Below are 21,300 nucleotides of genomic sequence, written 5' to 3' on the forward strand. Positions count from 1 at the left end.
TTACTCCGGAAACGGACAGATCAAGAGACCTTGTCGATGACGGGACCTGTTGAGGCAGGTACGGAAGGGTTCGAAACAACGAGCACAGGCTCGGCTAGGTTTAGCGCTTCAGATGATGGCGCAGATGCTACCACAGAAATCCGAGGCATGAAGGGGCGAAGACCATACTGGTAGATCGCGGCACCAATCGGACCACCGACCATTGGCGCTGCAATGGGCACCCACCAGTAGTTGGACGGAGCCGGAATGGCAGCCTGCCCCCACCCTGCAAAGAAGCAGAACAGGCGTGGACCAAAGTCACGAGCCGGATTGATGGCCCAGGCTTCCAAATATCCGGCAGACGCACCGATGATTGCAACCAGAAGACCAATGATCAGCGCACCGGAATTCGCCTGCGGAGCCTGCGTATTGTACTGGCAGGTTACGGCAAAAATACCGAACACCAGAATACCGGTCAGAACAGCCTCATCCCAAAACGCATGAGCGACACTGATGAAATCGCCCGGATGCGTGAAGAACACACCAGCAGAGCCGCCATCCAGTGCACGCGTCAGGCCATGAGCCGCATTGTAATGGTCAATGACAGGCACATAGAGCGAGTACACGAGTGCCGCGCCTGCCAGACCACCCAGAACCTGAGCACCGATGTAGGGTACGACCTTCTTCCATGAGAACCCACGGAAGAGCGCAAGTGAGAGCGTCACAGCCGGGTTGGCGTGCGTGCCACTGACTGCCCCGGTCGCGTAAATCGCAACCGTAACGGACAGTCCCCAGACGATACAGACGCCCCAGTAGGCCGTCTTGTACGGGCTGGGGTCGTAAAGCGAATACATGGCAGCGACGCCATCTCCGAAGAGAATGATGATGGCGACAGCAAAGAACTCAGCAAGGAGTTCACCAAGGTAGCGTTTATTCTCTGACATGACCGGATGTCCGACATGAGAATTGAAGGAAAGATCAGGCGACGTCCTGCCGCCATGTTCCGGAGGTCTCGGAGCCAGCCGAACGTTCTGTTCCGGCACGCTCCTCGATATAGGTCTGGAGTGCGGCTTTCTCGGCATCGGTCATGAACAGACCCAGCTTCGAGCGGCGCCACAGCACGTCCTGCGCAGACCGTGCCCATTCGTTGTCGATCAGATAATCGACTTCGCGCGCACTCAGTGTCTTGCCGAACCACTGCCCCATATCGGCTTCTGCCTGCGTAGCGATATCAAACGCCCGCAAACCGTAATTCCGCATAAGCCGCCATGCTGTGTAAGGAGCCAGATGAGGCGCATACGCCTGCAGCTTCGCCACCTGACGGTCAAAATCAGCCGGTGCAAAATCCCCGCCAGGCAGTGGCGTCTCAGCAGTCCAGGATGGACCGCCGAGCACGGGAAGATGTGGAACCAGTTTCTCAAGTGCATGCTCGGCCAGCTTGCGGAACGTTGTGATCTTGCCGCCAAAAACAGACAGGATCGGTGCACCAGACGCATCAACATCCAGCACGTAGTCACGCGTTACAGCGGAGGCATTACCAGAGTTGTCGTCATAAAGCGGACGAACACCGGCATACGTCCAGACCACATCATCCGGGCTGACTGACTTTTGGAAATAGCGGCTGACGCTTTCGCAAAGATACTTGATTTCATCTGCCGAGATTTCAACCTTGCCAGGGTCCTGCTCCCAGGGAACGTCCGTCGTGCCGATGAGTGTGAAATCCTGCTCGTAGGGGATCGCGAACACAATCCGCTTGTCCGGATTTTGCAGGATATAAGCCTGCTTGCTCTCGAACAGGCGCGGCACCACAATGTGGCTTCCCTTGACGAGACGCACCTTGTTACGGCTTTGTACGCCAACACGATCCTGAAGAAGCTCTGCGACCCATGGTCCAGCTGCATTCACAATGGTCTTGGCCTGAACCGTCCGTTCTTCACCACTGTCGCGGTCAAGAAGCGTTGCGGTCCAGAGCTGTGGCCCGCGTTCAGCTTTCACAAGTTTGGTGCGCGTGTTGATGGAGGCCCCCAGACGGGTGGCATCCATGGCATTGAGCACAACCAGACGACTGTCCTGCACCCAACCATCGGAATATTCGAACCCACGCACGTATTCGCTCTTGAGCGGGCGCCCTGTCACATCCGTACGGAGGTTCACCGCGCGCGTTTTCGGCAACGTCATGGTCGTGCAGAGGTGATCGTACAGGAACAGGCCTGTCCGTAGCAGCCACGCAGGACGCAGCATCTTAGAGTGCGGCAGAACAAAACGCATCGGCCAGATGATATGCGGCGCAATCTTCAACAGACGCTCACGCTCAATCAGGGCCTCGCGCACCAGCCGGAACTCGTAATATTCCAGATACCGCAGACCACCGTGGATCAGCTTGGTGCTGGCAGAAGACGTATGGCTTGCAAGATCATCCTGCTCGACAAGGATGACCTTCGCACCACGGCCTGCGGCATCACGGGCAATGCCGCAGCCGTTAATGCCCCCACCGACCACAAGCACGTCATAAGGCGCGCTGTGCGGACTTGAAGGCGAAACTTCACGAATCGATGACATAACAATCTCCTGCCACCACGCTCCAAAACGAGCATCTGATGTTCGTTTTCGCGCATATTGAACGATAAAGTAAAGAGGGATCTTCGGTTTATAACAGATTAGTGTTATTTTTTTCGCGCACTACTGTGATGTTTGAGCGATATGTAGCGTCACATTTGCCGCTTCCAGCAGCGCCTGAAATGCGTCCGAGACGGGGCGATCGGTAATCAGATCGTCAATATCTGCCAGTCCACCCACGCGCCCCATGGGCTGCCGACTGAATTTTGTATGATCTGCCAGCAGCAGAACACGGCGAGAATTTCGGATAATCGTACGGGCACACTGAATTTCATTCAGGTCGAAATCCAGCAATGTCCCGTCATCTGCGATACCGCTGATACCGATGACGCCGAACTCTGTCCGAAAAGAATCCAGGGTCTCAATCGCAGCAGCACCCAGAATTGCACCATCTTTGGGCCGAAGCTCTCCCGCCGCGATCACGGTTCTAAAATCAGGTCTTCCGGAAATAAGAGACGCGACATGGAGGTTGTTAGTCACGACCCGCAGGTCACGATGTCCACCCAGAGACCGGGCGAAAGCCTCGGTTGTCGTACCAATATTAATAAACAGGGACGAACGGTCAGGAATAAGAGACGCCGCGCAATGGCCGATCGCATCCTTGGCCTTCAGGTTCAGAATCTGCCTTTCATTGTAGGCGATATTTTCAATGGTGGAGTTCGGTGTCGCTCCACCGTGATGTCGGGTCAGAAGCCCCTGCTCTGCCAGAAATCCAATATCCCGCCGAATGGTTTGAACCGCCACATCGAACTGCTGTGCCATGTCCTCGTTCGACACATAGCCCTGACTGCGAACCAGTCGGATGATCTGTTCCTGACGAGGGTTGATCCTGATGGTGGGGTTGCTCATGCACACTGACCTGAAATGATTTCCAAGACAGTGTGACAACACGAACAAAAACGCGCAATCACGAACTTTGTCAGTGACAGAACCCGTGACGCTTTTTAATCACCCCACCATCAAAGACGTTTCAGATTTCAATATTCTGAAGAACCTTGAAGCCTTCAAAGACTGGCGGCCCCACGGTCAACACTTTGCCTTGTCCGGCGCCGGCATGAGCAGCACGGAACTGCTCAGACTGTGTCCAACCAACAAAAGCCTCATAAGATTCCCAGACCGTATGAGACGCATAAAGAACATGATCTTCTTTGGCTGGTCCCTGTAGGAATTGAAAACTGACAAATCCCGGGACTGTCTTCAGCAGGACTTCCCGCTCCAGCCAGCGCTGCCGAAAAGCATCTTCGCTATCAGGTCGTACTTTGAAACGGTTCATTGCAATATACATGGTGTCTCTCTCTTGTTGATATCTTCCGGCATGACGAGATCATGCGGAACAACGAACGGACGCCCCGTGCTGCAATGTTGATGAATGCAGCCATCAGGAATCCCAAAAACGTCGTGGAGGAGTTCAGAAGTCAGGATGTCACGGGGGAGACCGTGTGACTGTATCCGCCCCTGATGCATAACGACGATACGATCGGCACAGGCCGCAGCCCAGTTCAGATCATGAAGAACCAGCAACACGCTTCCGCCATGCGCGGCATGCATCTTTGCAATCTGAAGAATGAGGCGCTGCCGTGCCATATCCTGTGCGGACAACGGTTCATCCAGCAACAGACAGCCAGGCGCGCCGTTCCGGGCTGCGGCCTCAAGCTGCGCCAGCACTCGCGCGAGATGGACGCGCTGCCTTTCTCCGCCGGATAGCGTCATAATGTCGCGTTCCATGAACGATGACAGCCCGACGCGATCCAGCGTATCCTGTGCAATCGCGACACGCTCAGCCATCGGGCGGCCCTGCCCCGAAATAGCAGTCCCCATGAGAACCAGTTCCAGCGACGTGAAGCGCGCACGCATCGGACATTCCTGGGGCAAGAGCGCCCGGCGGCGAGAAAGTTCGCCCGCAGAAAACGATCCAATTTTTGAGCCATCAAAGCGTATCTCACCGCCATGTAGCGGCATTAAGCCGCATGCGAGCTTCAGGAGCGTACTTTTGCCCGCGCCGTTAGGTCCCACAACAGCAACAATTTCTCCTGCCGCGAGCGCCAGATCAAGATTGTGAACAATCTCACGACCACCTGCTCTGGCTGAGGCGTTCTGAATTTCCAGTGTCATGATGGAATGTCCGCTCCATGAATGCGGCTCAAAAGCCAGACAAAAACCGGGGTTCCGAGTGCTGCGGTAATTATGCCAACAGGCAGTTCCGCAGGAGCCGCAACCAGTCTGGCAATCGTATCAGCCGCAGTGAGAAGAATAGCCCCAAGAAGAGCGCTCCCAGGCAGAACCAGACGGTGGTCTGGACCGGTGACCAACCTCACAAGGTGAGGAACCACAACGCCAACAAACCCAATGGCGCCCACAAACGCGACTACCGGCCCAACGGACGCAGCCACCCCCAGCATTGCCAGCCGTTTTGTCCGCTCGACAGGATACCCCATCAAAGCAGCATCCGCTTCACCAAGAAGCATGGCGTTCAGAGGAACAGCGAGACGTGTCGCAATCACGCCTGCAAGGACAAGAAATGGCGAGAGCAGGCCAATACGCTCCCAATTTGCTCCAGAAAAACTCCCGAGAGTCCAGAACGTCAGATCCCGCAGAGCCGTATCATTGGCCCGAAAAATGAGAATGCCAGTCAATGCACCAGAAAAGGCTCCGAATGCGACACCAGCCAACAGAACAGTCGTGACAGAGGTGATGCCAGCGCGGGTCGCAAAGACGTAAAGAAGGAGTGTGACGAGAAAGCTGCCCAGCATTCCAGCCAAAGGCACGGCCCAACCGTTTAGAAACCCTGACTGAGCCATATCGACGCCCAGTACGATGACGCACGAAGCAGCCAGAGCGGCCCCGGAAGATACACCAATCAACCCCGGATCAGCCAATGGATTTCGAAAAAGCCCCTGCATCGTTGCACCCGCAGCCCCCAAAGCTGCACCTGCCATCGCGGCGAGCACGACACGTGGCGCACGAATATGCGCGATCACCATCCAGGCCAGATTTCTGGTCGCAACGTCAGGTGCATGCAGGAGCGTACCAATGCCTGCCCCGCTTGCACCAACCTCGACTGCGACCAGCATGACAAGAATTAGCAGCGGCAGAAGCGATAGTAAGATCCAGCCCGCATGCACGCGCATTGCCCTCACGCAGGATGCTCCGCTTTCGCCATCAGTCGTGCCAGATCCAGCGCAGCTTCGGGCGTTCTCGGACCAAATCCCAGAAGGCGCTCCCCTTCCATTTCTACAATGGCTTTTTTTTGCCCCGCTGGCGTCAAACTAAATCCGGGATCGCTCAAGAGAGCTTTGCGGATATCCTCGCCCCCTTGGTTCATAGTGAGAATGATATCGGGCTTCAGGGTTACAAGGGATTCCGTGTTCAGAAGCTTGTAGCCCTGCAGATCTGCCCCAACATTGACGCCTCCTGCAAGCCGGATAACGGCATCGGCAGCCGTGCCCCGCCCCGCCGCTAGCGGACGGTTATTCGTCATGCGCATAACAAACAGGACGCGCGGTGACGCAGCATGTGTGTCGCGCCAGTTTTTAAGAGCAGAAAACTTCTGCTGAATATCCTGAGCAAGCTGCGTGCCTGCCTGCTCACGGTTCACAACTTTTGCCAGAAACTGCGTCCGGCCAATAATAGCGTCGGGCGAAGGCGTTGAATCTACGAACACAATGGGAATATCTGACGCCACCAACTGAGACATGGCATCGGCTGGGCCTGCTGCGTCCATCGCAAGAATGAGATCCGGCTTGACGGATAAAACCCCTTCCGAGGAGATGGCCCGCATATAGCCCAGAGATTTTTTATCTTTCAGTGCGGCTTCCGGCCAGGTCGAAGTCGTATCAACGGCGACAATTTGATCGGCTGCACCAAGACGATAAAGCGTCTCGGTGATTGTTCCCCCAATGCAGGCAATTCTGGAAGCGGCTCCCAGAACAACCTGACGACCGCGACTGTCCGTCACCGTCCGGGTTGCTGCATGCAGGCAGGATGGCGTCAAAGCACTGGCACAAACCAATGCAAGAAAATTGCGGCGTTCCAATCCTGATTTATTCATCGCCCCTGCCCTTCTCGTATCGGCAGACATTCGCCGCCGAAAAAATACGATATCATGCAATCAAAAGTCATTCTCATTTAAAGACTAACTCTTTCATTCTGACTGGCGGAGAAAATCTCCTCCGAGTTCAAAGCGGCCATCTGATCCAGACAGCTGGAGAAGCGGGCGAAAGCCTCCTCAGCAGCCGAAACACAAATTGCCCGATCCAGATCAGCGCTATCAATCGCCGCCTTAAACGTTTTCCACGACAGGCCCCGACCTTCCGGTGCAGGAGCCAGGTGCCGCGCCCCGAAACTTTCTGTCAGCCCAAGAGACATTGCCATCTTGGACAGGATATTCGCGCCCAGCTTCGATCCTTCAGCAACGTATAGCCAACCTACGGCAACCGAAGGGTTGAACGGAATCACGTTCCCACGATGCGCCATTGGGGCTGCCAGACCCAGATCACGCATGTCAGCTTCCACCCAGGGAAACCGGTTGCGTGTCTCAAGATCGGGAAGAAGGTTTCGTAACATTTCGTTTTCGTAAATATTTGTCATATCTCTCAGGAAGACATACTGAGACAGAAGAAAGATCCGATACCCGTCCAGACTGGAAAAAATTCCCATGGACATGATCTTGTGATCGGTCCGGTCATGAATGGATTTTGTCTTTTCCCGTAGCGCCAGGGAAAGCGTATTGTCGGTGAAAAACGCGCTCATATCCGCCATTTCTCCTTTTAATCTCAGTCGGAATAAAGACGTGAACCGTTGGCTCTCCTGCCTGAAGAAGAGAGTCGACACGAGGCCTGTGTGGCATATTCATCGATCCGCTTCAATGAAAATGAGAATCACTATCATTTAGATTGACGCCATGAAATTCCATCGCCATTAGATGCGAACAATTCTCATTTAAGGGTGTAAGTTTCCATGAGCAGGCAAAGCGCTCGTCCAACACGTTTTCTGCGACAGTCCATGCTGGCAACGTCTGCGCTCGTCTGCATTTTTGCAGCTTTATCATCTGCTCAAGCCCAGACGAGCAAAGACTCTGAGAAGGTGACTGATGCAAAAACAGACGGCATCCCAGCACGTCCCGGGGCAGCCTCTACAGTTCAGCTCAAACCCCTCCACGTCCGTGGGCAGGCTGCTGCAGACATCATTGATTCCATGAAGGTTGATCCGGATGCGGACTATAGTGCCGTCGGAAAGCCGCGTGTCATGACTACAACGACCACGCTCAAAACCCTTCAGTCCCGCATGATTGACAGCATTTCGGACTATGCTCGTCGCGTGGACGCGGGAGTGAATTACAACAATAATAATCTCAGCATTAATATGCGTGGACTGGATCAGAACCGCATTCTCACCACCATAGACGGCATTCGAACAATCTGGGCGAATGACGGCGCACGTGGTGTCAGTGGGGGTGTTTCATCCTATGATTTTAATTCTCTTGGCTCGATCGACATTGTCAAAAACGCGAACTCTGGCTTTTTCGGAACAGGTGCGCTCGGCGGCGTTGTTTCACTCAAGACACTTGACCCGGAAGACCTTCTGACAGGCAACAAAGCCTACGGCGGCCTGACCAAACTGACATATGACGGGTCCAGCGAGAGTGGATATCTCAATCAGGCCCTTGCCGGACGTTATCATAATACAATGATTTTAGTGCAGGGCGGCTATCAGACTGGCAGCCAAACCGGAAATATGGGCGGCACAGGCGGCGTTGGATCCACACGATCTGACAAAGATCCAGCCTCCTACACGCAAGGAAACTTTCTGGGTAAAATTCACCAATACGTGGAAGGCGGTCATCGCTTCGGTTTGACCGGCGAAGTATTTGATCGAAATTATAACGAAAATACCCTAAGCAGTATTAGCTCAACATATAGCCGCTATCACACACTGGAAGAAAGCAAGCGCACGCGCGTTTCAGGAAGTTACGATTACAAATCGGAAAAACCAACAGCCTTTATCAGTGAAGCACATCTCATTGCTTATTGGCAGAAGGTCAATTCAATCACAGATACAGCAGCCAATCGTCTGACAGCGCCCATTGGCGAATATGACCGAGACAGTAATCTCGCTGTCCAGTCTTATGGAACGACGGGCTCAATCACGTCCAATGTTTTCACCGGCCCATTTCATCATGTGATTACCCTTGGCGGAGAAGCCTACATCACGGATACGAGCCAGTATGCTGCTGGCCTCGATAATTGCACGGCACAAGTTTATGCGTGCAGCTTCTTGCATGTAAACCAGTCTGATATGCCCGACGTTCACGGAACTGATCTCGGAGCAATTGTTCAGGATCGTATTGGTTTCGGAAAAATGGAATGGCTGCACGTCACACCAGGCTTCCGCTTCGACCACTACAGACGCAGCCCACAAGACACGCCCAGCTACACCAAGAATGCGGCGTATGAAGGCACACCAAACGGAGCCAGTGGCTCGCATTATTCCCCGAAGGTTCTGGTCGAAGCTCGGGTCCTGAAAAACCTCACACTTTACGGGCAATACTCTCAGGCCTTCCGTGCTCCGTCTGCGACAGAAATGTATCTGACCTATGGTGGTACAGGCAGCTACGTCTCAATCGGAAACCAGAACCTCAAACCGGAAACCAGTCGTGGCTGGGAAGTTGGCGCGCGATATGGAGATTCCAAACGAGGCGCCACAGTTTCGTTCTTCGATAATTACTATCACAATTTCATCGATACGATCACAACAACGGCAGCAGCAGCCGGCATCGGCGGATATTACCCGTTTGGTGTTTTCGAATACGTTAATCGCCAGCATGTCCGTATTTACGGTGTAGAAGCACGCGCTAACTGGACTTTCGCCAATTATTGGCAGGTATGGACGTCCCTTGCCTATTCTGATGGTCAGGATACCGATGAACATGTTCACCTGAACTCCGTTGCACCATTCCGCGGAATTGTGGGCGTTGCTTATAACCGAGAGCACTGGGGCGCGAATTTCTCCACCACCTTCGCGGCTGCACGTAACAAGGTGCAGAACATGGCGTCTAATGTGAATAAGACTCCGGGCTATGCGCTCTTCGATTTAACGGGTTGGTACTCACCGAAATTCTTCCCGAACCTCCGCGTTCAGGCAGGCATGTATAATATGTTCAACAAGCGTTATTATAATGCACTGGATGTGCCTGACAGCATCAGTGTCCCTAAGTCCTATTACACGCAACCTGGCCGTAGCTTCAAAGTCACGACGCTTATCAATTTCTAAACGTCAGAAACCAGTCCTGAAGCACCGTGACCCACGCCAGAACACGTCACGGTGTTTCAAAAAAAACCCAGGGTCTCGCACCCAACCCCAGCTTTCACTGTTCGCAGTACTTTACGACTGGAAAGCTGGATTTCAGTTAGCGTCCCGTCATCTTCATTTGCGACAAGCACAGTTGTTCCGTCTGGACGGAAAGCAGCGTCCATTGGCTTCTGCCCCACCGGAACGGGGTACTGGTCCCACTGTGGCAGACTGATCAATGTCACAATCGGCTCGAAATCTCCGATAACCAGAAGCCATTTTCCATCGGGACTAACGCGCACAACCTGCGCACTTTTACGGTGATGCTTCAGTTCAACTTCCTGACGCAGCTCTCCCGCATCTACATCCATAAGAAATAAAGTTGGTTTGAGCGCATTACTGACCACCAGGAATTTTTCATCCGGCAGATGATCGATGCCAGCAGAGGGCGCGGGCAGAACGATCGTGCGCCTGACGCTGTCATCACCAATACGAAGAACGGTCAGCGTCGCGTCTTCTTCGTTTTCCGTGACGATCAGCTTACGCTGCGGCAGAACAGTGAGCCTGTGTGCATTCCGGGAAAATACCTGCAGGATATGAGTAACTCTTTTCGTCTCAGGATCAATCACCGCCACAGCAGAACTGTTCTCACAGCAAACATACAGCAACCCGTCCGGCCCAAACCGTAATGTATGCGGTGCCTCAAGAGGTGTCAGATCAATGTCCGAAATTCTGGTTCTGGCATACAGATCTATAACGGAAACAAAATGGTTTGGTATGGGATTGTTGCCGTGAAAACCATTCCCATATGCTGGAACAAATGCAAGCCCGCGCGTCTCATCTATAGCCAGCTCATGCGGCAGACTTGGCATCCCCCCAATATGATCCAGCACTTCAAGCGTTGTTGGATGTAGGAAAAGAAGCTGTGCCCCCTTCTTGTCCACAACAATTAGCCCACTGCAATGACTAAGGGTCATAGGACTGTCCTTACTCTTATTTGTGTCAGGTTACTCCCGATATAAAACAATATAAGAGGCATTTAGTTTTGAATGGTCTGGTCAGGATGCTGTCACAAAAATGCCAGCCCTAATAAAAACCCAGACCAAGTGTTTGGCAAAAAACACGTTAGAGAGAACTAACAGTCGATAATTCTTCTAAATTCAAAGAAACAGTTTCAGGCCATCATTGCCATGGGCATGTCAGCAGACGGAATTTCTGCAATATGCAATTTGACACCTGCCCCCATCATTCTGTCAGCGGTCTCTTCAGAGAGGCCTGAGTCCGTGATGACAGCATCAAAATCCGTTAGGTTTGCCAGATGATTCAGCGCGCTAATTCCAAATTTACGACTATCCACCATTAAAACGCGGCGATCAGCCATGTTCATGAGCGCACTCTTGGCTTTGATCAGATCTTCGTCCTGATGATAGGCAGAAAGACCGTGAATAGCCGAGGTAGACATGAATAATGTGTTGATCCGAAGCGACGTAACGCTGCGTTCACATAAAACCCCGAGAAATGCATCAAATGTTGGATTGTAACGCCCACCCAGTGCAATCAGGCTGATATCACGAGACCGCCCGATCTTCGTACTGATCCCCAGACTGTTCGTCACAACTGTAAGCTGACCGATTGCTGTCAGGCGTTCGGATAGAAAGCGCGATGTGGTGGAGTCATCCAAGGCAATCGTATCGCCTTCTTCGATCAAACCAGCAGCAATCGCTGTAATACCAAGCTTTTCCTGCACAGCCTGTCGAGCACGAAGCATGATGCTGCTTGCTGCCACAGCATTCGAAAGCGTCGTAACGCTTTCACCAACTTTACGGATCAGGCCCTGTGTCGCAAGCGCGTGCAGGTCACGGTTCATGGCTGCACGGGTCATGGTGAACTGAACCAGCAGATCCTGGATCAGAACACAGCCATGCGCCGTAACGTAATCCAGAACGGCTTGACGCCGTGCGGACAATGCGCGGCTTCCATGAAGAATATCTGGCATCATGCAGGTGCTCTTTCCTCGATCACACGATCAATCAGCTTTTCGAAGTCAGGAACTGACCAGCCTGCGCGCCCTACAAATACGCCATCCACATTCGGCTGGCTCACATAGCTACGGGCATTATCCTGCGTAACACTTCCGCCATAGAGTAGCGGTACGCGATCGCCGATATCCTTGCCGGCAATTTCGCACAGAACATCCCGCAATCCGGCATGGACTTTTGCAACACAGTCGGTGTCTGCAGCCCGTCCGCCCGCACCGATGGCCCAGACCGGTTCGTAAGCAATCAGAATATTCGGAAGGTCTGCATGTGCCACGTCGTGCAGCGCAATTTTGAGCTGGCGGGAGAGTGTCTCCGCCGTGACACCGAAATCATACTCTTCGAGGCTTTCGCCAATGCAAAGCAGGGGACGCAAGCCATGACGAAGGGCAGCGGACATCTTGCGACTGACAGTCCAGTCCGTTTCCGCAAAATGCTGCCGACGTTCCGAATGGCCGATCAGTACGATATCTGCACCGCACTCCTTCACCATGCCGGGAGAAATTTCGCCCGTCCAAGACCCGCTCTCTTCCCAGTGCATGTTCTGTGCGCCGACAAGTACGTCCGTACCCTTCAGAACACTCGCAACAGCCTGCAAGGACGTAAATGGTGTGATGATGAAAGGCTTTACGCCATCCGGCGCTCGATAGGCCTTAAGCGCTTCTGCAGCAGCCAAGGCCTCGGCAGGTCCCTTGTTCATCTTCCAGTTCGTACCGATCCAGACCGTTTTGCGAGTCACCATTCATCTCCCGACAAGAAGGCAGCGACCATCGAATCTTGATCGCTAAACCCAAGCCATGTTTAGCGTTAAATCATAACACTCCAAAGACATGAAGTTCCGAAGGGAGTGATATTTTCAATTCAACTCTCCGTACCTGCTCTCCAGCAAAGATCTGAAGGCAGGTACGGAGGCGCTGAAAACAGGAACTTTATTGCCTCTATGAGTTTTTTAAGCTGCCCGCTCCAGCAGAACGCTTTCCGTCACCTGACTATCGGCATCCGCTGGGCGCAGGGTGGCAATGCCCTTGCGGGCAAGCCCATCATGATAGAAATGCGTAGCTTCGTTAGGAGAGAGGTCCCCATCCGTAACGCGACGCATCGCTTCAATCAGCAAGAGCGGGTCAGCTGCATCCACAATCTTGCGGCCGAACAGTGCCGCTCTGGCACCACTGTTCTGGGCCTGATGAATCAGCTCCAGACAGTCACGCGTCGTCCCGCTTCCACCGCCCATAATCCCAACGATAACGCTTGGATCGTACTCGCACAGCTCCGCAAACGCCTCGCTGCCATTAAACGGCACCTTCAGGAAGACAGGCTTTTCTTCCTTGCGAAGACCCGCAAGCGCACGGGTAACCATATCATTCAGGAACACTCCGAAATCTTCAGGCGCGATATGCCCTTCATTTGGGTTGAAGACTTCGAGGAAATAAGAAAACCCGTTGATCTTAGCCTCTTCGCGGAATCGAGCGAACTCTTCCAGAGCCAGCGTATCTTGGTCAACATCGCCGTTAAACGTCATCGAATAGAGGCCAAGGTTTGTCTGCGCCCGCTCCAGTGACGCAGAGCGAAACGGAACAGACTTCTGCGAGCGATAATGCCCTCCCCGTCCACGCCAGAGGTCTGTCGTGTCGTTTGCACGAATAGCCGTCTGAACTTTGGTCCCGTCAAACGCATCACGCTCCAGCAGATCTTCCAAAATGGAAACCGAGGTCAGCATGATATCCACAATATCCTGACGGATAATGGACTGGATCTCTGACAGATATTGCGGCCGTGTACGGAACAGCGACTGTCCGGCCCGAGGATTGCGGCGATTACCCATCGCGCTGATCCCGGCTGCCATATCTGAGTCCTTGGCGTCAGCAAGGATGAAATCATAACGCGTGTCCTTGCCAGCGCGCATGCGTGCAATTTTTTCTTCGTAACGGTTCATGGCTCAAGCTTTCAGAATTTCTGGGGTTTCAGCCGATAGAGGGAACTCACCCTGAAGGTTGTGGCGCTGCTGCCCTTCCCTCCACGCGTCCTGAGCCTGACGTGCGGCTTCCCGCTCATCCCAACCCAGCGTTCCTCCAATGATATTTGCAACTTCCAGCACGACTGCCGGCGTCATGGCGCCACTGAGTGCAATGGTCGTACGGCGGTAAAGAACGTCCGACAGACGGCGAACCAGCTCATTTTCAGCAATGAACATCAGTTCACGACGGGTGTAGGAGGGTAGCGTCCGAAGAGGAGCATCTGCCGCCTCCTGACAAAATCCCGCGATCTTTCTGGCCAGCGTTCCGTACCGATCCAGCAGCACGGACGCACGCGGGCGCGGCAGCCCATAAGAACTCGCAAACCTGTCCAGATAGGCTGTGTGCTGATCTGCATCCGGGAAGCCACGGCCGCCGCCGATGGCCAATTCCTGGGTTGATGTGCTTCGTGGGTGCCCCAGCAGCGCCAGTACTCGGTCCGCGACTTCTTCGCCTAACCCACGGAAAGTCGTCCATTTTCCACCCACGAGAGACAGAACAGGCGTTGCACCCACCCTGTCTTCATGAACGATGTGATCACGACTGATCGCAGAAGGATCAGCGGCATTGGTGGCTGGTAGCGGACGAACGCCACTATAACGGTAGGTGACCTGCTCCCTTCCGATATGGAAACCGGGGAACAGATCAGCCAGCATCCGCAGCATGTAATCCTGCTCTTCGTCCGTACAGACTGCCTTGTCTGGATCATCGATCCGGATATCGGTAGAGCCAACCAGGACATGACCAAAAAACGGATATGCAAGACAGATCCGTCCATCCGGCGTCCCGAAATAGACCATCCGGCCCTTCAGTTCCCGGAGCAAGTCATCATGCTTCAACAGCAGATGAGACCCTTTTGTCCCGCCAATATATTTCGTTGGATGCCCCAGGGTCGTATTGATCTGATCAATCCATGCGCCACCCGCATTAACCAGAACACGCGCCTTTACCGTTCTCACGTCATCGGTGAGCACGTCTCGCAGGACGAGTTGTCCGCTTTGGAAAGTCTCGGGGACAACATAGGTTACGGCCTCACAGTTCGGAGCTGTTTCCAGCGCATCCTGCACGCATTCATATCCGAGGCGTTCAGGCTGCGTGATCGCAGCATCGTAATACTGCGCTGTTGCGACAACATCCTTCGCCATATGGGGCCATTCACGGCGCGTTTTCTGGCTGAGGGAAAGGGAATGCCGTGGCATGACGCGAGCACGGCGCCCCAGGAAATCGTAAATCTGAAGCCCAACTTCCAGAACCAGCGCGCCACGATCCGTCATTTTGCCGCCAAGGTTCAGGAAGCGACGAAATGATGTGACGATCCCTCCAAGCCATGTGCGGATTGGCAGAACAGTCGGCAATGGCCGAACGAAATGCGGGGCATTCCGCAGAAGCAGATTTCGCTCCAACGTCGACTGCGCCACGAGCTTGAACTCGCCCGTTTCCAGATACTTGATACCACCATGGATCAAGCGGGAGGGTGCGCAGGATGCCCCTGTACAGATGTCGCTTCGATCCAGAATAAGCGTCTTCACACCCTGAAGAGCCAGTTCACGAAACAAGCCAGCACCATTAATGCCAGCCCCGATAATGACGACATCAAATTCGGCATTATCCGGCACGGCTGAAAGTGTCTTCACGAATGCATTTCCTTCGCGATTTCGGCTGAGAGCGCATAATTCATGACGGGCCCCATTGGGGTTTCCGGGCCATCGCTGACTTCGCTACCGGCCTCGTACAGACCGGACCAAAAAGGTTTCATCGCCAGCGTCAATGCGACATATCGGCGGTAAATACCCTCATAGATCCGTGCGCGAGCGGGGGCCGGCTGATAGACATTCATAGGAATTTCCTGAGCAGCCACCGCCTCCTCAAGATCTCCATAAAGCCCAACAGCAACACTTGCCGTCAGAGCCGCGCCCAAGGCTCCAGCCTCCCGAACGCTGGAAATTTCGACTGGCATATTGAGAATATCCGCAAACATCTGGGCAATAGAGGCCTGACCGCTACCGCCGCCCGAAACACCGAGGCGATGCACATCCCCTGTTTGACGCAGGGTTTCAACATGCTCGCGATGGTTGAAGATTGTTCCCTCAATCATCGCCTGGAACAGATCTGCTCGATCATGCCAGGACTGCACCCCGAAGAGAGAGGCACTTGCTGGCGCTTCGTAAGGCGAGCCAAAAAGAAACGGATGATACAGCGGTATTGGTCTTTCACCGCGAGAACGCCCAAGCTTCGCCTCAACTTCCTTCGTGAGAACTTGCGCGGCCTCTTTTTCCTCTGGAAGAAGCATGCGCGCGAGCCATTCCAGATTACTGGACGATGCAGGCGAGATGGCCATGCAGTTCCACAATCCATGGCGATAACCCGCCCGGCAGGACCAGCCATCACCTATGACAGGGCGACTGCGGAAAATTTCGTTGATAGAAAAAGTGCCCGCCGTAATCGAAAGATCACCTGGTCGCGTATAGCCTGACCCTACAGCGGCAGCCGTCACATCGTGGAGTCCGACAGCAACTGGCGTTCCTTCGCGTAGGCCGGTCGCACGAGCAGCTTCTGCCGTGATCGTTCCACCCTGGTCACATGACAGTAGCATTTTAGGGAGCGCACCGCGGATTTCACGCAGGTCCAGCACATCAAGGATGCTATCGCTGTAGTCCTGCGTGTAGAGATCCGTGAAAGATGTACTGGCCTCTGTCAGATCTGTCGCAATTTTCCCGGTCAGACAAAGCCGGATCCAGTCTTTGGCAAAAAAGACGGTACCAATGGCCTGATAACGATCAGGTTGATGGCGCTTCATCCATGCCAACAGGGTTGTGGCGGAGTAAGGGTACGGACGCTGCCCCGCAATAGGGACGATCTTTTCCAGCCGCCCTTCCCGTTTCCATTCATCATGAATTTCTGTGGCCCGACTATCGAGCGACATAATCCCACGGCCTAACGGTTGACTTGAGCGGTCAAGAACGAAAAGTCCATCACCGTGCGCAGTGACCCCAACGCCAGCAATATCCGCACCACTCAGTCCAGAAACGTCCAAAGCTTCCCGGACTGCCTCTACAACAGCCTGCCACGCCTCATGCATATCCCGCTCAACGTGGCGCGGTTCATCCGTATGCTGGGGAACACGACGACGGCCAGTCCCCACAATTCCACCTGTCTTCGAGAAGATGACAGCCTTCGTCGTAGTAGAACCGCAATCGATCCCGATCGTGAAATCCTGGCGCATTTCGCCCTCCGGACATTCTCGCCATCAGCTTTAGCAAATTGCCCAACTGATAACACCATAAATGTTATTATTAGGTGATATAAGTGTTATCATGCCTTCGTCAATGTGATAAATATCACTTTCGTCGCGTCAAGAATCTTTGTGTGATTAATCCCGTGAAAAGCACACCGCAGAGCCGATCAGAACATTACAAATTTGGTCAGCGCTGGTATGTAGATGTCGCGATGCCATAATTGGCCTTACCCGGTGACAAGGATCTTTTTGACAGATGACTGATGGTTCGGGCGTTCCAGCTACCTCTCCCGCCGTCCTTCTCAGCAAACGCCGGGATAACAGTGCCCGTCAGCAACAGATCCTCGACGTCCTTCTGGAGACAGGAAGTGCCACAATTGAGAATCTGTCTGAGCGTTTTGACGTCAGCAGGATGACAATTCACCGTGATGCTCACGCACTGGCAGCGCAGGGTCTGATCGACAAACTGCACGGCAGCATTGTTCTCAAGAATCGTGTCGTCACTCAAAAAACCGTCAATTTCCGAAAATCACGCGCGCCCGACCTGAAAGAATCAATTATTCAGCGGGCCATTTCGATGATTACGCCGGAGCAAATTCTTGTTCTGGACGACTCAACAACGGTCGCAGCGATGCTGCCGCTCCTTCCGGCTCTCGCGCCCCTGACCATCATTACGAATGCCGTAGGCGTCATTCAGGCGCTTGCTCCCTATCCCAACCTGAAACTGATTTGCCTGGGGGGCGACTATAACCAGCCTCGGAATGCTTTTTTTGGTTTGGTCTGTGAGCAGGCTGCAAAGTCGCTTCGCGCCAATACGATGTTTCTTTCCACATCTATCATTCACAACGAAACAGCGTTTCAGAACGATCAGGACGTTGTGAAGGTCAAACAGGCACTCATGCAAATTGCGGATCAGACCGTACTACTGGTCGACAGCACAAAATTTCGAAAAGGCGGTCTGCACCGCCTCGCCGCACTAAGCGATTTTGACGTTGTTCTGACAGACTCCCAATTGAAGCCCGCTATTCGCAAAGCACTTATTCAGGACGGAATTCACGTCGAAACTTGTGGTTAGGAATTTAACGGCGAAAGTATGGAGACCAGAATAACAGGGTAGGTATATTCCATACAAAATATATCATATGCGCAGACCAAATTTTGGCTCCGATGGCACTCGCATTACCTTAGGACTGTTTGCACTCATTTAGTCTTCTAACAAAGTTCCAACACCAGCTGTACCTGCGGCCAGCTATCGCCAAGACCAGCCCCATACAGTTGGTGTTAAGAGCGTCACGGCTGAGGACTGCATATGCTCAGACGTCAACAAGAATCGCAGTGACTATGTCGGCGCCGTTACCTTTTTTTCTGAAGGAGAAGGTTCTCTAGTGATGACTTAATCTTCACAAACCCGCGAACATAAACTCAAGCCGGACACATCAATGTTCCTTCCGTCCATGACAGTTGTGTACATCGGACGCAGTACTATCTGACAGAAATCCTCAGCACATCGTACCGCCCATGGGTATCTGGGCAAGAATGGCGCTTTACCGTCAATCAGAACCGTTTCTGATCTCGTGTTTCAAAAAATAACATAAGCTGAAAAAATGAAATTAACGATATATTGACGAAAAAAGCAGGCTTCGCGTATCAGGGCGTGAGAGCTTCTTTGAGACACAGGAGATGCTGAAATGTGCGGCATTACGTTAAACGATTTCCTGAGTGTCACGAGATGGACACCTGCAGATCTGGCCATCCAGATTGATCGCCCTGAAAGCGATGTCGAATGGTGGCTCGATAACCATGAACACATTCCTGAGCGACTAAAGCTCTGGATGAGTAAGATCGTGGATACTTTTCAGAACAACCCGCCCCCCAAAGGCTATGCTATGGAACGCTCCAAAGGATGTCTATTTAACGATGACCCCTCTGCGACTGTGGTTTGCTCCATTTGTCGCTTTAAAGGGAAATGCCATCTCACGTAATGTCGGCCTCAACGTAACTTTGCATCGATAGTATTAGTCGACGAAAACTGCGCTAGCCCTTTTTTAAGCGCAGTTTCGAAAGCAGCAAGAGTTTCCGGACCAACATAATGTTCAATGCCTTCGGCATCGATCCGGGCATTTTCCTCACTAATTCCCAACGCCAACAGAAACGCCTCCACAATTCCGTGCCGATGACGGGCCTTATGCGCCATCTGCTGGCCAGCATCCGTCAGGAAAACGCCCCGATACGGCTTTTGTGTCACCAGCCCTTCCGTTGACAGGCGAGCCAGCATCTTAGCCACCGTTGGCTGAGACACACCAAGACGACCGGCAATATCGACTTGGCGCGCCTCCTGCCCCTCAGCCAGAAGATCAGAAATCAGCTCGACATAATCTTCTACCAGCACCTTCTGCCTAGCAGCTCGATTGGCCCTGAACCCTTCTGAGTGGAGTTGCATGTCCACCAGGGATTTCTGCTTTTTCTTCTTCTGTTCCATTCTCAAGAAAACCGCTCAATCAATTATTCCCGACCGAATAAAACATTCTTCCTGTTAATTCCAGAGGCCTTTGAGCAATCTTCTGTGGAAGAAAAATAAGACAATGTTCATGAATATAGCATATTGCATATTTTGTAGTTCCAAGCTTGAATGACATTCTGATGTCCGACCAACGCTCCGATGCCCCCACCCAGAAGTCCGCGCCCAGCAAAGCCTGGCGCTTTTCGCGTCATGACGATGCGGAACGACCAAGCCTGCCTGAAGTGTTTTCAAGCGTTCGGGTTCCTGAAGGGTCAACAACGTGGCTAAAGCGCTTCCTCGCTTTCGTTGGGCCCGGATACATGGTCTCAGTTGGATATATGGACCCAGGAAACTGGGCGACGGACCTGCAAGGCGGCGCGCAGTACGGCTATACGCTGCTCTGCGTCATCATGCTGTCCAACCTGATGGCAATTCTTCTCCAAGCTCTCTCTGCACGCCTTGGCATCGCCACTGGTCGGGATTTGGCACAAGCCTGCCGTGACCATTTTCCCCCTGCACTGAACGTAGTGCTTTGGCTGGCATGCGAGTTAGCGATTATCGCGTGTGATCTGGCTGAAGTGATTGGAACGGCCGTTGCATTGCAACTGCTCTTTGGCATCCCCCTTCTGGGTGGCGCGCTCCTCTCCATTCTGGACGCCTTTATAGTTCTTCTGCTGATGGGTCGCGGCTTTCGGTATCTGGAAGCTTTTGTCATCGGCCTTCTTTCGATCATTGCACTCTGCTTTGGGGTACAGCTCGTTGCGGCCACACCACCCGTTGCAGCAATCCTGAAGGGCCTTATTCCGACGCCGGAAATCGTGACCACGCCGGGAATGCTCTACATTGCGATTGGCATTATCGGTGCCACAGTCATGCCGCATAACCTGTATCTGCATTCGTCTATTGTACAGACGCGAGCCTATGAGCGAACACCCGCTGGACGTCGTGATGCCATTCGGTGGGCAACATGGGACAGCACAATTGCTCTCATGCTCGCGCTGTTTATCAACGCGGCGATCCTCATTGTGGCAGCCGCAGCTTTTCATGAGACAGGCCACCAGAATGTGGCCGAGATCGAAGATGCGTATCATCTTCTCTCCCCCATTCTTGGGCTCGGCATAGCCTCTACGCTTTTCGCACTGGCACTGCTGGCTGCGGGCACAAATTCAACCGTTACCGGAACACTGGCAGGCCAGATTATTATGGAAGGCTTCCTGCGCCTCCATATCCCGCATTGGGCAAGACGACTGCTGACCCGCGGCCTGGCGATCATTCCCGTCGCGGTGGTAACTGTACTCTACGGAAGCCATGGCGTAGGCGCTCTTCTGATGGCTAGTCAGGTCATCCTGTCCCTTCAGCTTCCTTTCGCAGTCATTCCCCTTGTGATGTTTGTGTCTGACCGTCGCAAGATGGGCGAATTCACAATCAACCGCTTCATGACCGCACTGTCATGGATCGTCGCGGGTCTTATTCTCATCCTGAACTTTAAACTTCTGTACGACACTCTGGTCGGCTGAACGACACCCCAGAAAAATTGAGAACCAGCTATGGCAACAGCATTTTTGCGCTCAAAATTCGCTCCTCAATATAGCAAATGCTATATTAAAAAGCACCCCGCAAACTCGAGAATTTCAA

General features: G+C 53.2%; 19 protein-coding genes. 4 read left to right on the forward strand and 15 right to left on the reverse strand.

Annotation, left to right across the window (positions count from 1 at the left end; all coding sequences use genetic code 11):
- Positions 1 to 20: 20 nt before the first annotated feature.
- The 8 genes from KP705_RS00160 to KP705_RS00195 form a co-directional block, all read right to left on the reverse strand.
- Positions 21 to 923 (reverse strand): MIP/aquaporin family protein, encoded by a 903-nt coding sequence (locus tag KP705_RS00160; protein ID WP_046899839.1) that lies wholly within the window; start codon positions 921 to 923, stop codon positions 21 to 23.
- Positions 924 to 957: 34 nt separating this feature from the next.
- Positions 958 to 2,538 (reverse strand): glycerol-3-phosphate dehydrogenase, encoded by a 1,581-nt coding sequence (gene glpD / locus KP705_RS00165; protein WP_211502178.1) that lies wholly within the window; start codon positions 2,536 to 2,538, stop codon positions 958 to 960.
- A gap of 120 nt (positions 2,539 to 2,658) precedes the next feature.
- Entirely contained in the window at positions 2,659 to 3,444 is a 786-nt protein-coding gene (locus tag KP705_RS00170; protein WP_086633930.1) for a DeoR/GlpR family DNA-binding transcription regulator, read from the reverse strand.
- A 121-nt stretch (positions 3,445 to 3,565) separates the two neighbouring features.
- Complete coding sequence (locus KP705_RS00175; RefSeq protein WP_046899501.1) at positions 3,566 to 3,880, reverse strand: antibiotic biosynthesis monooxygenase; 315 nt, start codon at positions 3,878 to 3,880, stop codon at positions 3,566 to 3,568.
- Complete coding sequence (locus KP705_RS00180; RefSeq protein WP_215763796.1) at positions 3,865 to 4,707, reverse strand: heme ABC transporter ATP-binding protein; 843 nt, start codon at positions 4,705 to 4,707, stop codon at positions 3,865 to 3,867. Before KP705_RS00180 ends, KP705_RS00175 begins: the two co-directional genes overlap by 16 nt.
- Positions 4,704 to 5,723, reverse strand: coding sequence for an iron ABC transporter permease (locus tag KP705_RS00185; RefSeq protein ID WP_086633933.1), 1,020 nt, complete (start codon positions 5,721 to 5,723; stop codon positions 4,704 to 4,706). Before KP705_RS00185 ends, KP705_RS00180 begins: the two co-directional genes overlap by 4 nt.
- A gap of 5 nt (positions 5,724 to 5,728) precedes the next feature.
- Complete coding sequence (locus KP705_RS00190; RefSeq protein ID WP_086633934.1) at positions 5,729 to 6,643, reverse strand: hemin ABC transporter substrate-binding protein; 915 nt, start codon at positions 6,641 to 6,643, stop codon at positions 5,729 to 5,731.
- 77 nt (positions 6,644 to 6,720) lie between these two features.
- On the reverse strand, positions 6,721 to 7,344 hold the full coding sequence (locus KP705_RS00195) for a biliverdin-producing heme oxygenase (RefSeq protein WP_086633953.1): 624 nt from the start codon (positions 7,342 to 7,344) through the stop codon (positions 6,721 to 6,723).
- A gap of 252 nt (positions 7,345 to 7,596) precedes the next feature.
- Between KP705_RS00195 and KP705_RS00200 the strand changes: the two genes are divergently transcribed.
- Positions 7,597 to 9,864 (forward strand): TonB-dependent hemoglobin/transferrin/lactoferrin family receptor, encoded by a 2,268-nt coding sequence (locus KP705_RS00200; protein WP_215763909.1) that lies wholly within the window; start codon positions 7,597 to 7,599, stop codon positions 9,862 to 9,864.
- A gap of 56 nt (positions 9,865 to 9,920) precedes the next feature.
- Here the strand turns inward: KP705_RS00200 and KP705_RS00205 are convergent, their stop codons facing one another.
- From KP705_RS00205 to KP705_RS00230, 6 genes are all read right to left on the reverse strand, one after another.
- Positions 9,921 to 10,859, reverse strand: coding sequence for a surface layer protein (locus KP705_RS00205; RefSeq protein WP_215763797.1), 939 nt, complete (start codon positions 10,857 to 10,859; stop codon positions 9,921 to 9,923).
- A 197-nt stretch (positions 10,860 to 11,056) separates the two neighbouring features.
- Positions 11,057 to 11,881, reverse strand: a complete 825-nt coding sequence (locus KP705_RS00210) for a DeoR/GlpR family DNA-binding transcription regulator (RefSeq protein WP_046899507.1) — start codon at positions 11,879 to 11,881, stop codon at positions 11,057 to 11,059.
- On the reverse strand, positions 11,878 to 12,660 hold the full coding sequence (locus KP705_RS00215; RefSeq protein WP_203548637.1) for a triose-phosphate isomerase: 783 nt from the start codon (positions 12,658 to 12,660) through the stop codon (positions 11,878 to 11,880). Before KP705_RS00215 ends, KP705_RS00210 begins: the two co-directional genes overlap by 4 nt.
- A 207-nt stretch (positions 12,661 to 12,867) precedes the next feature.
- Positions 12,868 to 13,851, reverse strand: coding sequence for a hypothetical protein (locus KP705_RS00220; RefSeq protein ID WP_086633938.1), 984 nt, complete (start codon positions 13,849 to 13,851; stop codon positions 12,868 to 12,870).
- Between the two features lie 3 nt (positions 13,852 to 13,854).
- Positions 13,855 to 15,564, reverse strand: coding sequence for a glycerol-3-phosphate dehydrogenase/oxidase (locus tag KP705_RS21085; protein ID WP_215763798.1), 1,710 nt, complete (start codon positions 15,562 to 15,564; stop codon positions 13,855 to 13,857).
- The gene (locus KP705_RS00230; RefSeq protein ID WP_215763799.1) at positions 15,561 to 17,153 is read right to left on the reverse strand and encodes an FGGY-family carbohydrate kinase; all 1,593 of its coding nucleotides are present in this window, start codon (positions 17,151 to 17,153) and stop codon (positions 15,561 to 15,563) included. The genes KP705_RS21085 and KP705_RS00230 overlap by 4 nt, the downstream gene beginning before the upstream one ends.
- 268 nt (positions 17,154 to 17,421) lie before the next feature.
- On the opposite strand from KP705_RS00230, the gene KP705_RS00235 reads away from it, so the two are divergent.
- Both KP705_RS00235 and KP705_RS00240 read left to right on the forward strand, forming a co-directional pair.
- The gene (locus KP705_RS00235; protein WP_046899512.1) at positions 17,422 to 18,240 is read left to right on the forward strand and encodes a DeoR/GlpR family DNA-binding transcription regulator; all 819 of its coding nucleotides are present in this window, start codon (positions 17,422 to 17,424) and stop codon (positions 18,238 to 18,240) included.
- A gap of 613 nt (positions 18,241 to 18,853) precedes the next feature.
- Positions 18,854 to 19,147, forward strand: a complete 294-nt coding sequence (locus KP705_RS00240) for a hypothetical protein (protein ID WP_064274108.1) — start codon at positions 18,854 to 18,856, stop codon at positions 19,145 to 19,147.
- 8 nt (positions 19,148 to 19,155) lie between these two features.
- On the opposite strand, the gene mntR is transcribed toward KP705_RS00240, so the two are convergent.
- Positions 19,156 to 19,644 (reverse strand): manganese-binding transcriptional regulator MntR, encoded by a 489-nt coding sequence (gene mntR / locus KP705_RS00245; RefSeq protein WP_046899514.1) that lies wholly within the window; start codon positions 19,642 to 19,644, stop codon positions 19,156 to 19,158.
- A gap of 161 nt (positions 19,645 to 19,805) precedes the next feature.
- Here mntR and KP705_RS00250 point away from each other — a divergent pair, with 161 nt between their 5' ends.
- Entirely contained in the window at positions 19,806 to 21,182 is a 1,377-nt protein-coding gene (locus KP705_RS00250) for an Nramp family divalent metal transporter (protein WP_215763800.1), read from the forward strand.
- The last annotated feature ends 118 nt before the right edge of the window (positions 21,183 to 21,300 follow it).

Source organism: Gluconobacter sp. P1D12_c (genome assembly GCF_018812105.1).
GTDB lineage: Bacteria > Pseudomonadota > Alphaproteobacteria > Acetobacterales > Acetobacteraceae > Gluconobacter > Gluconobacter oxydans_A.

Bases quoted from the DNA above. Each gene is read 5' to 3' on its own strand.
- KP705_RS00175 (WP_046899501.1), bottom strand. From the start codon at position 3,880: ATGTATATTGCAATGAACCGTTTCAAAGTACGACCTGATAGCGAAGAT.
- KP705_RS00160 (WP_046899839.1), bottom strand. From the start codon at position 923: ATGTCAGAGAATAAACGCTACCTTGGTGAACTCCTTGCTGAGTTCTTT.
- mntR (WP_046899514.1), bottom strand. From the start codon at position 19,644: ATGGAACAGAAGAAGAAAAAGCAGAAATCCCTGGTGGACATGCAACTC.
- KP705_RS00205 (WP_215763797.1), bottom strand. From the start codon at position 10,859: ATGACCCTTAGTCATTGCAGTGGGCTAATTGTTGTGGACAAGAAGGGG.
- KP705_RS00250 (WP_215763800.1), top strand. From the start codon at position 19,806: ATGTCCGACCAACGCTCCGATGCCCCCACCCAGAAGTCCGCGCCCAGC.
- KP705_RS00170 (WP_086633930.1), bottom strand. From the start codon at position 3,444: ATGAGCAACCCCACCATCAGGATCAACCCTCGTCAGGAACAGATCATC.
- KP705_RS00200 (WP_215763909.1), top strand. From the start codon at position 7,597: ATGCTGGCAACGTCTGCGCTCGTCTGCATTTTTGCAGCTTTATCATCT.
- KP705_RS00235 (WP_046899512.1), top strand. From the start codon at position 17,422: ATGACTGATGGTTCGGGCGTTCCAGCTACCTCTCCCGCCGTCCTTCTC.
- KP705_RS00215 (WP_203548637.1), bottom strand. From the start codon at position 12,660: ATGGTGACTCGCAAAACGGTCTGGATCGGTACGAACTGGAAGATGAAC.
- KP705_RS00195 (WP_086633953.1), bottom strand. From the start codon at position 7,344: ATGAGCGCGTTTTTCACCGACAATACGCTTTCCCTGGCGCTACGGGAA.
- KP705_RS00185 (WP_086633933.1), bottom strand. From the start codon at position 5,723: ATGCGCGTGCATGCGGGCTGGATCTTACTATCGCTTCTGCCGCTGCTA.
- glpD (WP_211502178.1), bottom strand. From the start codon at position 2,538: ATGTCATCGATTCGTGAAGTTTCGCCTTCAAGTCCGCACAGCGCGCCT.
- KP705_RS00190 (WP_086633934.1), bottom strand. From the start codon at position 6,643: ATGAATAAATCAGGATTGGAACGCCGCAATTTTCTTGCATTGGTTTGT.
- KP705_RS00210 (WP_046899507.1), bottom strand. From the start codon at position 11,881: ATGATGCCAGATATTCTTCATGGAAGCCGCGCATTGTCCGCACGGCGT.
- KP705_RS00230 (WP_215763799.1), bottom strand. From the start codon at position 17,153: ATGCGCCAGGATTTCACGATCGGGATCGATTGCGGTTCTACTACGACG.
- KP705_RS00180 (WP_215763796.1), bottom strand. From the start codon at position 4,707: ATGACACTGGAAATTCAGAACGCCTCAGCCAGAGCAGGTGGTCGTGAG.
- KP705_RS00220 (WP_086633938.1), bottom strand. From the start codon at position 13,851: ATGAACCGTTACGAAGAAAAAATTGCACGCATGCGCGCTGGCAAGGAC.
- KP705_RS00240 (WP_064274108.1), top strand. From the start codon at position 18,854: ATGTGCGGCATTACGTTAAACGATTTCCTGAGTGTCACGAGATGGACA.